12 protein-coding genes are annotated in these 13468 nt (G+C 36.3%); 7 read left to right on the forward strand and 5 right to left on the reverse strand.

The window, feature by feature from the left end:
• Positions 1 to 69: 69 nt before the first annotated feature.
• The 5 genes from purD (at position 70) to VB264_RS21050 (ending at position 5481) form a co-directional block, all read left to right on the forward strand.
• A complete protein-coding gene (gene purD / locus VB264_RS21030) occupies positions 70 to 1350 on the forward strand; it encodes a phosphoribosylamine--glycine ligase (RefSeq protein ID WP_323252678.1) in 1281 nt (426 codons plus the stop codon).
• 57 nt (positions 1351 to 1407) lie between these two features.
• The gene (ricT, locus tag VB264_RS21035; RefSeq protein ID WP_323252680.1) at positions 1408 to 2979 is read left to right on the forward strand and encodes a regulatory iron-sulfur-containing complex subunit RicT; all 1572 of its coding nucleotides are present in this window, start codon (positions 1408 to 1410) and stop codon (positions 2977 to 2979) included.
• Positions 2980 to 3064: 85 nt separating this feature from the next.
• Complete coding sequence (locus VB264_RS21040; protein WP_456151983.1) at positions 3065 to 3529, forward strand: gliding motility lipoprotein GldH; 465 nt, start codon at positions 3065 to 3067, stop codon at positions 3527 to 3529.
• A gap of 40 nt (positions 3530 to 3569) precedes the next feature.
• Entirely contained in the window at positions 3570 to 4202 is a 633-nt protein-coding gene (locus VB264_RS21045; RefSeq protein ID WP_309921065.1) for an LON peptidase substrate-binding domain-containing protein, read from the forward strand.
• Between the two features lie 49 nt (positions 4203 to 4251).
• Complete coding sequence (locus tag VB264_RS21050; RefSeq protein WP_323252685.1) at positions 4252 to 5481, forward strand: glycosyltransferase family 4 protein; 1230 nt, start codon at positions 4252 to 4254, stop codon at positions 5479 to 5481.
• 17 nt (positions 5482 to 5498) lie between these two features.
• Here the strand turns inward: VB264_RS21050 and VB264_RS21055 are convergent, their stop codons facing one another.
• Positions 5499 to 6617, reverse strand: coding sequence for a hypothetical protein (locus VB264_RS21055; protein ID WP_323252688.1), 1119 nt, complete (start codon positions 6615 to 6617; stop codon positions 5499 to 5501).
• A gap of 142 nt (positions 6618 to 6759) precedes the next feature.
• On the opposite strand from VB264_RS21055, the gene VB264_RS21060 reads away from it, so the two are divergent.
• Positions 6760 to 7161, forward strand: coding sequence for a DUF983 domain-containing protein (locus tag VB264_RS21060; RefSeq protein ID WP_323252689.1), 402 nt, complete (start codon positions 6760 to 6762; stop codon positions 7159 to 7161).
• An 18-nt stretch (positions 7162 to 7179) separates the two neighbouring features.
• On the forward strand, positions 7180 to 7668 hold the full coding sequence (locus VB264_RS21065; RefSeq protein WP_323252691.1) for a GNAT family N-acetyltransferase: 489 nt from the start codon (positions 7180 to 7182) through the stop codon (positions 7666 to 7668).
• A gap of 72 nt (positions 7669 to 7740) precedes the next feature.
• Here the strand turns inward: VB264_RS21065 and VB264_RS21070 are convergent, their stop codons facing one another.
• The 4 genes from VB264_RS21070 to VB264_RS21085 form a co-directional block, all read right to left on the reverse strand.
• Positions 7741 to 9633, reverse strand: a complete 1893-nt coding sequence (locus VB264_RS21070) for an auracyanin family protein (RefSeq protein ID WP_323252693.1) — start codon at positions 9631 to 9633, stop codon at positions 7741 to 7743.
• Positions 9634 to 10044: 411 nt separating this feature from the next.
• Complete coding sequence (locus VB264_RS21075; protein WP_323252695.1) at positions 10045 to 10212, reverse strand: hypothetical protein; 168 nt, start codon at positions 10210 to 10212, stop codon at positions 10045 to 10047.
• Positions 10213 to 10276: 64 nt separating this feature from the next.
• A complete protein-coding gene (locus tag VB264_RS21080) occupies positions 10277 to 12112 on the reverse strand; it encodes a 3-keto-disaccharide hydrolase (RefSeq protein WP_323252697.1) in 1836 nt (611 codons plus the stop codon).
• 107 nt (positions 12113 to 12219) lie between these two features.
• A complete protein-coding gene (locus VB264_RS21085) occupies positions 12220 to 13320 on the reverse strand; it encodes an energy transducer TonB (protein ID WP_323252699.1) in 1101 nt (366 codons plus the stop codon).
• Between the last annotated feature and the right edge of the window lie 148 nt (positions 13321 to 13468).

The following is a 13468-nucleotide window of genomic DNA, read 5'->3' on the forward strand; positions in this document are numbered from 1 at the left end:
AATTGCTTAATGGAATGTTTCAATGATTATGCGGTAATTAATCATTGAAACACAAGAAAATAACAATAAATGAATACACTAATTTTAGGCTCTGGCGGACGTGAACACGCTTTTGCTTGGAGAATATCCCAGAGTACTCTTTGTGATAAATTGTTTGTAGCACCGGGTAATGCTGGTACTGCACAAATTGCTACAAATCTGCCTATTTCATATAATGACTTTGAGAAAATAGCTGAAGCCGTTTTAACAAATGGTATTGAGTTAGTAATTGTGGGGCCTGAAGAGCCTTTAGTGAAAGGAGTAAGAGACTATTTTCAGTCGAGAGAGGATTTAAAACACGTTCTGATGGTTGGTCCGGATGCTCATGGAGCGATGTTGGAAGGGTCAAAAGATTTCTCGAAAAATTTTATGGCAAAGTATGGCGTTCCAACAGCGAAATCACAGACTTTCACCAAAGATACGCTTGAAGATGGTTTAAAATATTTAGAAAGCCAAAAGCTACCTATCGTATTAAAAGCCGATGGATTGGCCGCTGGTAAAGGAGTAATTATTGCCCTTTCGCTAGACGAAGCCAAAGAAGCCTTAACCGAAATGTTGGTTGACGCAAAATTTGGTGATGCTAGTAGCAAAGTGGTTATTGAAGAGTTTTTAACAGGTATAGAACTATCCGTTTTTGTATTAACAGACGGAGATTCTTACAAAGTTTTACCTGAAGCCAAAGATTACAAACGCATTGGCGAAGGCGATACAGGTTTAAATACTGGCGGTATGGGTGCAGTTTCACCTGTGCCATTTGCTACAGCTAAATTCATGGAGGCTGTAGATACTCAGGTAATCAAGCCTACTTTGGCTGGCTTAAAAGCCGAAGGCATAAAATACAATGGTTTTATCTTTATTGGTTTAATGAATCACGAAGGCGAACCTTATGTAATTGAATATAACGCTCGAATGGGCGACCCTGAAACAGAAGTGGTTTTACCAAGAATTGAGTCTGATTTCTTAGCTTTAATGATTGCCACTGCCAAAAATGAATTGCATGAGGCCGACTTTACAGTAAGTAAACAACATGCCGTTACTACGGTAGTTGTAGCTGGTGGTTACCCGAATGACTATAGAAAAGGTGATGTAATCGTGGGCTATGATTCAATCAAAGAAGCTACAATTTTTCATGCTGGTACTAAACTAGACAATAATTTAGTACTTACGAATGGTGGTAGAGTAATGGCATTGACAGGCATGTCGAATACCTTAGAGAAAGCCATTCAAAAATCTCAAAAAGCTGCCCAAGATGTGCTTTTTGATGGAAAATATTATCGAAAAGATATTGGGTTAGATGTGTTGAGGTATTAATCATACTTATTTATAAACACATAAAGTAGAATGTTTTTTTCATTCTCTCCTTAAATTATGGGATGTAAATCTTGCTCCTCAGGAAGCTGTGGAACTAAAAATAAAGACGGTGGTGCTGTTGGAGGGTGTCAGAACAACGGTGCTTGCGGTACGGGCGGTTGTAATAAAATGAACGTGTTCGACTGGCTGTCGAATATGGATATTCCTACTTTTAGTAAATTCAATGTGGTAGAAGTGAAATTTAAAGGTGGTAGAAAAGAATATTTCAGAAACACTAATCAAATTGAACTCTATGCTGGCGACCCTGTAATCGTTGATGTTCCAAGCGGTCATCATCTTGGTTTTGTATCTTTACAAGGCGAGCTTGTGCGTTTACAAATGCTAAAGAAAGGCCTAAAAGATAACGAGGAAATAAAAGTTATCTACCGAAAAGCCAATGATAAAGACCTTGAAAAACACGACCAAGCCGTTGCACGTGATTACCCTACGATGTATCGCACCCGTGAAATTATCAAGGAACTAAAATTGAATATGAAGCTCTCGGACGTAGAGTTTCAATCTGATAACACCAAAGCTATCTTTTATTATTCTTCTGACGACCGTGTGGATTTCAGAGAATTAATTAAAATGTTGGCGAGCGAGTTTAAAGTTAGGGTTGAAATGAAACAAATTTCCCTTCGTCAAGAAGCTGCTAGAGTTGGTGGTATTGGTGTATGTGGACGAGAATTGTGTTGTTCTACTTGGCTGACTGACTTTAAAAACGTAACTACTTCGGCGGCTCGTTATCAAAACCTTTCCTTGAATCCTGTAAAACTTTCTGGTCAATGCGGGCGACTCAAATGTTGCTTGAATTATGAACTAGAAACTTATATGGATGCTTTGAAAGATATTCCGACAATTGAGAAATCTCTTCAAACGATAAAGGGTGAAGCTTTTTTACAGAAAACGGATATTTTCAAAAGAGTAATGTGGTTTGGTTATAGAGGCGAAGAAAGTAACTGGATTCCTGTTACGGTTGATAGAGTAAAGGAAATTATGACCTTGAACGAAAGGGGCGTAAAACCACAGTCTATCGATGGTGCTGAGTCTGCAAAAATTGAACTAGAAATCGAAAAAGGTGCTGGTCCATTAAATGCAGATTTAGATAAAATGGATAGAAAGTACGGAGGAAACGGTGGTAAGAAAAGCTTTGATAAGAAAAAAGGCGACCGTCCTGACTTCAAATCAGAGAGAAAAGAGAACCCTCGTCCTGAACGTAAAGAATTCAAACAAGAAAAAAGAGAAGTAAAGGCTGAACAACGCCCTGTGAAAACGGAAGATAAGGCACATCAACAAGAAAAGCCTGTTCAACAGCCAAAACAACAGGGAGCAAAAGGACAAGAGCAACAAAAGGGTACTCATCCTAAAAATAATCATAAACCTCAGCATCCTAAAGGCCCTAAACCACAACAGCAAGGTAATCAACAGCCTAATGCTAATGCGTCGGAGCCACAGGACAAAGGTGTTCAGCCAGCTAAAACGAATAATAATAACAATCAGGGAAATAAAAAGCCCCATCATCAAAAACAGAATCGTCCGCCACAAAATCGGAACAACAACCGTAACAATGACGATAACAAAGCAGTTTAGCGATATGTCGAGTACAAAATATTTGGTTAACAATGCTATTCAACAATGGTTCAGCACGCCCACCGTGCGTCTGAACCATTATATCATGGCTTTGTTAACCATTTGTTTATTCACACTTTCATCTTGTGATACCAATACCATCCTGAAGGAAAACTACGATATTCCTGATGCAAAATGGTTTATTAAAGATGCTCCAACTTTTACTTTTGAAGTAAAAGACTCATTATCAGCCTACAATGTTTTTTATACCATTCGTAACAATCGCTCGTATCCTTATTATAATTTGTACTTGACGCATTACTTAACGACAGAAACAGGAAAAATAATTCATCAAAAATTGGATGAAGTAATCTTGTTCGACCAAACTTCTGGACGTTCTTTAGGCGAAGGGCTAGGCGATATTTACGACCATAAAGTATTAGTCTTCAAAGATTTTCATTTTCCTAAAAATGGGAAATACAAAATTCAGATTCGTCAGTATATGCGACAAGACCCACTATTGGATATCATAAGTGCAGGCTTTTCGATTGAAAAAGTAGTAGCTCATTAATTTTTAAATCGATAAGTAATCGTAACGAGATAACTTAGTCATGCAAAAATTTCTTCCTTTATTCCCGCTCAATTTGGTGGTTTATCCAATGGAAGCCCTCAATCTTCATATTTTTGAGCCTCGTTATCGCGAATTAATCAATGAATGTCTGGACAATGATAATACCTTTGGTATTCCAACTTTTATTGATGGAAAATTACCGGGCTTTGGTACTGAAGTAAAAATCATTTCAGTATCAAAAAGATACGACGATGGGCGAATGGACATCAAAACCGAGGGAATAAGAACCTTTAGAATTATTGACTTTCAGAATCCCGTCAAGCTAAAAATGTATGCTGGAGGGGTTTTAGAAATGTTGCCCGAAGTGGAAGTCCGCCCAATAGTAATGATTGGTTTAGTAGAAAGAGTAAAGGTATTATACAAATTGCTAGAAGAAGAAAACACTTTTGACATCAATAAAGACCAGCCTTACTCCTATCAAATTGCTCATAAAATTGGGTTATCCTTAGAAGAAGAATACCAATTACTAAAAATGCCAACCGAAGCAGAAAGACAAGGCTTTTTAATACAGCATCTGGAAAGAGTAATCACGGTATTGCAAGAAATAGAAAAAACAAAAGAAAGAATTAGGATGAATGGGCATTTCAAGAATTTAGACCCATTAACATTCTGAAATAAAATCAGATTCTATCGTCTATATAAACATTATAACTATTAAAAAAATGAAAATTGCTGTTTGGCATAATTTACATAGTGGTGGAGGTAGCAGAGCCTTACAGTATCACATTCAAGGTTTAGTAGCACGTGGACATCATGTAGAAGTTTGGGCGGTAAATCCTGATGCGGGTGGTTTTATGAAATTGCCCTCAGAAGTAATGCTTCATTCAGTACCCGTAACTCATACTAAGCTTAATCCTAGTTTTAAAGAAAAAATATCTTTACTATTTTTTGAAAAAGAAGCCAATATGCTTGCTATGGAAGCACACTGCCAACAATGTGCTAATGAAATTCATGCTGGTAATTTTGATGTACTTTTTGCCAATAGCTGTTCATATTATGCCGTTCCCTTCATCGGCAAATTCATCAAAATACCGAAGGTATTGTACTTAGGCGAACCCATGCGCTTTTTGTACGAGGCCATGCCAAAACAAGTTTGGGAAGCACCTGATAGGTCACAGAGTAAGTTTAGTTTACAATACTGGACTCACACATTTGCTAGTGCATGGCGTTTAAATAGGTTCCGTATGTTTGTACGGGAAGAGCGGATAAATTTTGATGCTTTTAATAAAGTGTTAGTCAATTCTTATTTCTCTGCTGAAAGTTGTCAACGGGTATATGGATTACCTTCCGAGGTTTGTTATTTGGGGGTTGATACTGAATTATTTCATCCGTCAACTGATAGTACTAGTCAAAATGATTATGTGGTAGGACTAGGAAGTTTTATGACCCATAAAAACCCTGAATTTGCCATTAGAGCATTGGGCTTGATTAAACAAAACAGACCGAAGTTACTCTGGATAGGCAATATGGCCACGGAAGAGTATTGGCAAGAAATGCAAAAGCTTGCTAAAGCATTAAACGTAGAGATTGAGCTAAAGAAAATGGTTTCTGATAGTGAATTGATACAATTACTTAGTAATGCAGTATGCTTGGTGTACACCTCTAAATTAGAGCCTTTTGGCTTTGCTCCCTTAGAAGCCAATGCTTGTGGCATACCAGTAGTTGCTATTGCTGAAGCAGGCGTGCGTGAAACCGTAATTCATGGCAAAAATGGCTTTTTAACGAATAATAATGCAAGTGAGCTAGCCCATTATATTGAAAAGTTGATTACAGACAAAGAGCTTAGAAAAGAAATGGCTGATTTTGCCTTGAAAAATGTACGCGAAAATTGGTCTTTACAGGCGGGTTCAGAAAGACTCAATCTTATTCTTTCTGAAATGATTATGCCCTGATGTATATAATTAATAGATTATTCACCCCACTCCCAAAAGTATTCTTCTTCTTGAATTTGGTAATTTTTCAAGAAAGCTCTCATATTTTCTTTGACTTTTAGATTAGCTATATTTTCGTCCATTATTTTGAGTGATTGCTTAATATGGTTAATCTCTTTAGTAAATCTGGTTTTCATTACTCTTGGTTCTCCTCCAAATTTTGCAAACATATTATAACCCCCATTAGGGCTTAATGCGTTATAGGTTTGTTGCCAAATTCTAGTTTCTAGTTCATTTACCTGCTCTTTAAGAATTTTATTATAATATTTAAGCTCTGCATCTGCTATTTTCAAAGAATCAGCATCTGTATTTTGTAAAGAAATTTTTAGTCGAAGCAATTCAAACAAGTCATCCTTCTCGTATGCCTGCGTAATTTGTTTCATAATTTCAGTTTTGCGATTTCGTTCGTTTTCATCTTGTTCTCTATCTGGATGAAAAGCCTTTACTAAATCCGTGTAAATACTTCTAGCAGCCTTACTGATATTTTTTGCTTCTTGTTTAATTTTCTCCTCTTTATCTATTTGTTTCTGACTTTTCGGTTTTTCTGTTTTTTTTGTTTGCCTGAATGTGAATTGTTCATCCATTTTTTTGTCTATAAATTCTTGAACTTGCTCTGGGTCATTTAGGTCGATTTCACTTTCATCCAATTCTATTCCAAACACAGAACTCACCATTTCTTTTAGGCTTTCTTTGCGTAAAATTTCATCCTCTACAACAGCGTTATCATAGCTTTCACCATCAAAATACTTTTCATAAAGTACTTTAAATTCATCTTTTCCTGCCATCTCAATCAAATCCTCTACTTTACTCATTATATAATCTTTGATTTTTTCCTTCTCTTTTTTCTTAAAGTAAGAATCATCATAGTGCTTATCAAAAACATATACTAATTCTCCAACTTTATCATTGACCTTTTGTTGTAGAGGAATAATTTCAGTTTTTATACGAGTATGTATGACTAAAAGTTGTTCTTCATTTTTTATTAATTGTTCCTTTAACTCATTAATTTTAATGATATATGCATTAAACTGCTTTTGTAATTTTGTTAGATTTTTCTCTTTTTTTTGCGTTAATACAAGTGAATTGAATGTTGACATATCGTTTTACAGAATAAGGATGGTCTATTATTAAGAAAGTTTACCAAAAATATTCTACAAACCCCAAAACAGAAAGCATTAAGATTAAAAAATTGAGTTTTTATCGAATTACCTTAACTTTGTCAATATAAATTAAACAAATATGGAAGATAGTACTAAGCTAAAATTGGATGTAAAACATTCTAGGATTCAAGCGATTATTGAAGGGAAATGCCCCCAGTGTAGAGAAGGAAAGATGTTTATGTACCCGTTTTGGCAAATTACCAAATTTGATAAAATGCACGACAATTGTCCTGTTTGCAACCTACGTTTTGAAGTAGAACCTGGTTTTTGGTATGGTGCCATGTTTATTAGCTATGGTATCAATGTGGGTTTCTTGGCATTTTTAGGCGTTGCTATTTTCTTTATTTTCAACGACCCTCCTATTCTCTATTATATCATTCCAATCACAGTGCTTTCGTTGGCTGCTGTGCCTTTTAATTTCAGGGCTTCGCGCTCTATATTCATTCATTTATTTGGTTTTGTAAAATATAAACCAAGATAGCTTTTGTAAATTTAAATTATGGAAATTAGGAAAGCTGATATTACGACAGATTATGATGGTATTTGGGAAATATTTCATCAAGTAATAGCTTCTGGAGATACTTATGTAATTGACCCACACACCCCCAAATCAGCCCTAGCCAAACATTGGTTTGCTGATTATATGTTTACTTATGTGGCAGTAGAAGATGGCGTAATTTGTGGGACTTATATTATCAAACCTAACCAAATAGATTTAGGCTCGCATGTAGCCAATGGTTCCTATATGGTTCATCCTAGTTTTCAAGGAAAGGGTATTGGCAAATTTTTGGGTGAACATTCTTTGCAAGAAGCTAAATCATTAGGCTTCAAAGCCATGCAATTTAATATTGTAGTCAGCACCAATACGTATGCGGTAAAGCTGTGGAAAAATATTGGGTTTCAAATTATGTGTACTATTCCCAAGGCATTTAATCATAAACAGCTTGGCTTGGTTGATACTTATGTGATGTATCAATCGTTTGAGTAGTGTTGGATAACGAACAAAATAGCGGAGGTCTGAAATTTAAATTTCAGACCTCCGCTATTTTGTTATAAAACCTTAATCTCTATTCTCAATTTTGTTCAAATCTACTTTTGGTTTTTTTCCTAATGAATTAATCCAAGAAGCAATTTTCAATACATCAGCTTTAGGCACGTGTGTCATCGATGCCATTTCAGTGGCATAATCTGGCCAGTTTTCTGGTTTTGGATGATACACCAATTCTAAAATTTGCTCGTTTGTATAATTTCTTTTGGCTACTTCTGTGAACGGAGGGCCAACTACTCTTGTAGCTTCTGCATGACAACTTGTACAAGCGTGTTTTTTCAATAATGATGCTACCTGTTTGCTATCAACAGGGAGGTTCGCTCCTACTGTTTTCTCTTTCTTTACAGGTAAAGTCGCAGGTTTAGCAGGTGCCACTACTGGAGCTGCCTTCGTTGTTATTTTTGCCAATTCGCCCGCAGGAATATCGTTCAACGTATAGTAGCTAATATCATGTAATAAAGGCTGACCTTCATCATTCACTAAGCCCGAAGCCAATATTTCATGAATATAACCTTTGCGTAGATTATCCATTACTAAACGTACTTTTAGGCGGTCTGGCGAAACAATTACACCTCTCAATGGTGTTGCCTCCTGATTAATAATTGGGCTACCATATTGATGATGATACTTATAAGTAAAGCTTTTCAGTTCATAACTAGCTAAGTTTTCAGCACTTTTCAAATCTACAGGTTGTGTAAATTCTACTTCAAAGCCATCTGGCATCGCATGAACGTTTTTCATTTCAAAAGGTATTCTTCCATTCCAAACTAAACGTTGGATACCGAATAAGGCTTTTCCTGTAGAACCCCAACCTCTTGAAGTCATTCCTACGAAAATAGAGCCATCATTTCCCCATCTCGCACGCACTGTTCCAGACTGAAAACCTTCGCGGAAAGGATAACAAGCACCCTGATATTTACCATTTACTTTCTCTAAAGACATTCTCATGGCTTTTGATTGTCCTTGGTCGAAAACAATATATTGCCCTTGGAATGGTCCAAATTTGCCACCAGTCTCGTCTTCAATCATATCGGCAGTTGAAATCCCCATCAAAGCATGTGGAAACCAAACAGCAGGCAATTTCAACGCTTTTACTTTTTTAGCGGCTTCGTACATTGGCTCGCCAGTATCTGGAATATCAGCCTTTGTTAATTTCAATGGTGAGTCTGGCTCTTTTGTCCAGAACAATCCACCTGCATTACCTGCGAAGTCTCCTTTTTCTAAATGTGTAATTCTACCAGACCCCACCCAGTCGCCTTGATTTTCACCATACAATACATCACCGTTAGAATTGATCGTAAAACCTGCTGGCGAGCGTAAACCTGTGGCTATAGGCTCAAGTGTTCCGTCTTGTTTTACTTTTACTAACCATCCACGCCATTTAGCTAATTTACCTTCGCCATAACCTACCCATGCCACATTGAAAGTAAGGTACATATCACCATTTTTATCGAAAACTGGGCCATACGAATACTCATGGTAATTTCCAGATAAATCCCAGTTGGCTACAGATTCATAAATATCGGCTTTACCATCGGCATCGGTATCGGTTAATTTGGTTAATTCACCCCGTTGCGTACAGTAAAAAGAGCCTTTATAATAAGCCAAGCCTAAAGATTCGTGTAAACCACTCGCAAAAAGCGTATAGCTTGGTTTGGTTCCGTTCAACTGATAGGGGTTTTCAATAATCCAAACTTCACCTCTTCTCGTACAAACACCTACTCGCCCATCGGGCATCGGAGCAATTCCACCTGCTTCTAATTTTATTTCGTCAGGAATGGCAATTGTCTTTATTTCGTAAAAGTCCTCTTCTGTAAAAGGCTTTGGTTTCGCTTGTGCAAATGAGCTTTGAGTAACATAACCCAATAGACCCATCGAAAGCAATATTTTTAATGCTATTTTCATTTTTTTGAAATTAATTTATTTTGATAACAAAATAATCAACGCTTATTTAAGCTTAATTTCTTGTTTCAAACGTTCGTTTTCTTTAGTTAAACTATCCGCTTTGAAATAAAGATATAAGGCTGATATTAAAAAAACCTTTGATAAAATAAAGACTGCTATAAAAGCTGGACGCCAATATCATGTTGCGCATACAAAGCAATGGTTTCTCTAATAATCGGTGGTGGTGGAACAGCATTTTTTGTATAAAAATCAGTAATGTCTATTTCCAACACTTTCAGAGCCTCAGCAATATCTTTGTCAATTGATGCTTGTTGTTCAATTTCTCTTCGTTCTTCTTCAGAAACAATGCCTTTTCTCTTGCTTTACTGTTAATACATACAGCTATGCTTACTTTGTTTTCTACAGAGAGGTTTACAAATAAACCATTACGTCTTGTGCTATTTGATTTTGAGGAACTATCTGAAGGATAATACCAATGGCTATCGAACCATATTCATCATACAATGAAAGGCTATTAGTCGAGACGGGTGACTTATTTCCTCTTGATAATTGGAGGTTCGATGATTCAAATTCACTCATGACAAATCAAATTAAATGGCAAACTGTTTAAGAAACTCAACGATAGATTTAGTTAAATACAAACTTAGAAAATCAATTGATAAGATATTTCTTTCAATCCAGCTAAAGGCAATAATAATTGTTTTTTTCCTTTACTTTCACGAATGATTGCTTTATTACTTTCTGTTGAATTTACCTGTATATAATATTGCTGATTATCTACTGAAAAACGGTTATTACCAATGTTAGCAATGGCACTTCCTTCCGCCAATAAAGCATACAATTTAGCATCTGTTGTATTGCCTTCAAAACTTAAATGACGATTGATGCCTTCGTTTTGTGTCATTGGCAAAGAAGTATCTTTTACTTTTACGCCTTTGTATTCATACATAAAATCAGGAAAGGATATTTGCTGACCAGCTACATCATATTTTTTTAAGCTGTATCCCTTATATTTCAACTCGCTTTTGGTTAAAGTATCTGGGAAAGGCGCTGAGTCGCTCGCTAAAAATGCTAAAGGAAACTTGTCGTTTGAAGTAATAGCAGCACCCATCGGTACAGAAGTTTGAGGCTCGCCACGGTCATACCACATCAATGTAGCATCCAAGAATTTACCTCTCCATAATTGTAAATATCCTCCTTGATTTAAGTCATAAGAATAACTCAACCCGTTGGGTAATCCTACATTAATACCATGTGTTTTTTTCTTATCACCATATACGATAAATGAACGTTGTAAAACGGGCTCTTGACTTACTTTTACTTCGATAAGCGGTGTGGCTTCTGGTTCTGGCAAGGATGTTCTTTCAGTAATTCCTTGTTTTGGAGCTCCGATTCTCTCGATAAAACAACCAAGGGCCTTAGGCCCCCAACCAAAATCTTTGGCATGAAGCAACGTATAAGTATGTTCACCAGCCGTAAGCTTCGTACTTCCTTTTACGTCCTCGCTATACCAATGATCTCCTTTGGTAATGGTATCTTTATCAATTATCAATGCTCCCGTACCCGTCCAGTTAGTCGTGAATGTATACGTATCTGTCTCTGGAATCGTGATTTTACCTTGAAATTTCAACAAGTAATCTGATTTCGCCTCCGCAAGCTTCATCGATGGCTTTGGGGCAGTACTTGTCTTTACAGGCTTATTTGTCCCTGTTTGAAGGCTTGCATATTTGCCTTGGTAATATTCATAATTGGTTGGGCTAAACGTAGCGAGGGGTTTATCAAAAACTTCGTATTTGATATTTTTGAATGCCACAGAACCGTGGTCTCCTTGAATTCTGATAGGCCCTGTTGCAGCTTCTTTCGGAGAAATAGCACCACGTGTTACCCCCGTAAGTTCAATGTTTTCATGGATAATAATGCCATTTAACACTACTTTGTTGAAACGAGCATTCGTGATTTTGTTACCTGATGCATCAAAAGTAGGTGCTTTGAAATCAATCTCCAGATGATTCCACAAGCCTGGAGCTTTCACGGCATTTTGGCGAGGTGCGTGTCCTTCATATCCTTCGTTACCAGCTCCACGAGCTTCGTCCCAACGATGATAGATAGCACCACAATCGCCATCGGTGATTTGTTTTTTCAACCATGAATCCAGAATCTGTACCTCATAGCGTCCTTGTAAGTAAACGCCAGAATTAGAGCCTTTCGGAATCATAAAGTCGAGTGATAGCCTAATGTCGCCGTGCTCAAGTTTAAAAATCAAATCATCATTTGATTGATACTTGGCACCTTTCGCAGAGGCATATAGAATACCCTTTCCTTCGGTACTTGTTAAAGTAGCCGATTGGTAATCTCCTGAAATACCACCCACAATTGTCCAGTTTGCACTTGGATTTTTGAAGGCTCCTAAATCATTGAGCGGAATTTCAGTTTGGGCAAACGTTGAAATTGGGAATAATAGAAATAATAGTTTTTTCATTGTTTTTTTAATATTTCAGGAAATTTATAAAAAAAAACTGCTTTGATTATCACGTTTTAGCATTAATTTTCATAAAAAAAGCATAACACATTAGAACACTTTTTTTCTTATGGCTTCAAACAATTTTTAATAAACAAAGCTTCTGCCTTTTTTTGTCCTTTCGTCGCTAAATAATTCCAATCTGAGCAGGCATTCTTTTCTACTTTTAATGTAAAATAAGCATCTGCTCTTTTGTACAACGCATCAAAGGCGTCGTCTTTCATCAATATACATTTTGTATATAGTTTGATAGCTTTTATATAATTCTTTTTTTCAATTTGCCTGTCGCCTCTCTCCATCAGGTTTGCATATATTGCAGGGTCAAAAAAGTTATCATCGTTTTCCACATCTTCTTTATCATCGCCAAAATCAAACTCATAATTAAACACTACGTTTACAAGTTTTCCATCAATATCGGCTGGAATCCATTGTTTACGCGTTTGTAAAACAGCTTGAATCAACTTGGCATTATAGCTTGAATCAGAACTTTGCTGGATAGTTACATCTTTCAATATTCCGCTTTTTGTTATCATAAAAGCCACTTTGAAACTGCCATTCTTCCTCGCTGGAAAATCAAAAGCTGTTTCAATGGCTTCATAGGAATATTGATAAACATCTTCAAAAGTATTAAAGTTAGCCCCCCTAAACATTTCTCTACCCGTTCTAAATTTGGGAAAAATGTATTTGCTAAATGCGTAGGCAGAATCTCCATTTGCCTGAATTTTAAGATTTGCTTTAATGTATCGTCTTTCAAAATATTCTCCTGAACTTTCTTTGGTACTAAGATAATGATAGCGGCGCAACTGATAGTCGGGAATATCCGAGAGTATCTGCGTAAATACCAATTCGTAATCAGTAAGTTTTTCTATTTTATAAAATACTGCTCTGCCAACTAACAAAGTATCTCCAAATATTTCAAAAGGGGTATTCACCGCTTCTTTTCCTTGTATGACAGTAACAGTATTAGTTTTTCTGAAAATAAGCATTGAGGCCACCATTTCATCAACAGCAGGGTCATCATTACTACTTCCATCTTTCATATCAATATAATCTTTCATCCAATTGCCCATAATTTTTTGAGCATAATTGTTTGAAGTCTCAACCTTTCCCTGACTTATCCCTGAAAAGGTAAATAATAAAAATAGTATTAGTAGAGAAAATACCTTCATAGATAAAACCTTTTTTTAAAGCCAATTAGTAGACATTTTTAACATATATAATCTTGTTTTCGTACAATTTATTAGGCTATTTTCCTGAAATTGTAAAGTCCACAAGCTGTTTTCATAAGATTTTCTCTGAATCCGAATCTGTAATTAC

The organism is Arcicella aquatica, from assembly GCF_034928825.1.
In the GTDB taxonomy this organism is placed as follows: Bacteria; Bacteroidota; Bacteroidia; order Cytophagales; family Spirosomataceae; genus Arcicella; species Arcicella aquatica.

Coding starts and splice junctions, on each gene's coding strand:
- purD (WP_323252678.1), top strand. CDS start 70: ATGAATACACTAATTTTAGGCTCTGGCGGACGTGAACACGCTTTTGCT.
- ricT (WP_323252680.1), top strand. CDS start 1,408: ATGGGATGTAAATCTTGCTCCTCAGGAAGCTGTGGAACTAAAAATAAA.
- VB264_RS21040 (WP_456151983.1), top strand. CDS start 3,065: ATGGCTTTGTTAACCATTTGTTTATTCACACTTTCATCTTGTGATACC.
- VB264_RS21045 (WP_309921065.1), top strand. CDS start 3,570: ATGCAAAAATTTCTTCCTTTATTCCCGCTCAATTTGGTGGTTTATCCA.
- VB264_RS21050 (WP_323252685.1), top strand. CDS start 4,252: ATGAAAATTGCTGTTTGGCATAATTTACATAGTGGTGGAGGTAGCAGA.
- VB264_RS21055 (WP_323252688.1), bottom strand. CDS start 6,617: ATGTCAACATTCAATTCACTTGTATTAACGCAAAAAAAAGAGAAAAAT.
- VB264_RS21060 (WP_323252689.1), top strand. CDS start 6,760: ATGGAAGATAGTACTAAGCTAAAATTGGATGTAAAACATTCTAGGATT.
- VB264_RS21065 (WP_323252691.1), top strand. CDS start 7,180: ATGGAAATTAGGAAAGCTGATATTACGACAGATTATGATGGTATTTGG.
- VB264_RS21070 (WP_323252693.1), bottom strand. CDS start 9,633: ATGAAAATAGCATTAAAAATATTGCTTTCGATGGGTCTATTGGGTTAT.
- VB264_RS21075 (WP_323252695.1), bottom strand. CDS start 10,212: ATGAGTGAATTTGAATCATCGAACCTCCAATTATCAAGAGGAAATAAG.
- VB264_RS21080 (WP_323252697.1), bottom strand. CDS start 12,112: ATGAAAAAACTATTATTTCTATTATTCCCAATTTCAACGTTTGCCCAA.
- VB264_RS21085 (WP_323252699.1), bottom strand. CDS start 13,320: ATGAAGGTATTTTCTCTACTAATACTATTTTTATTATTTACCTTTTCA.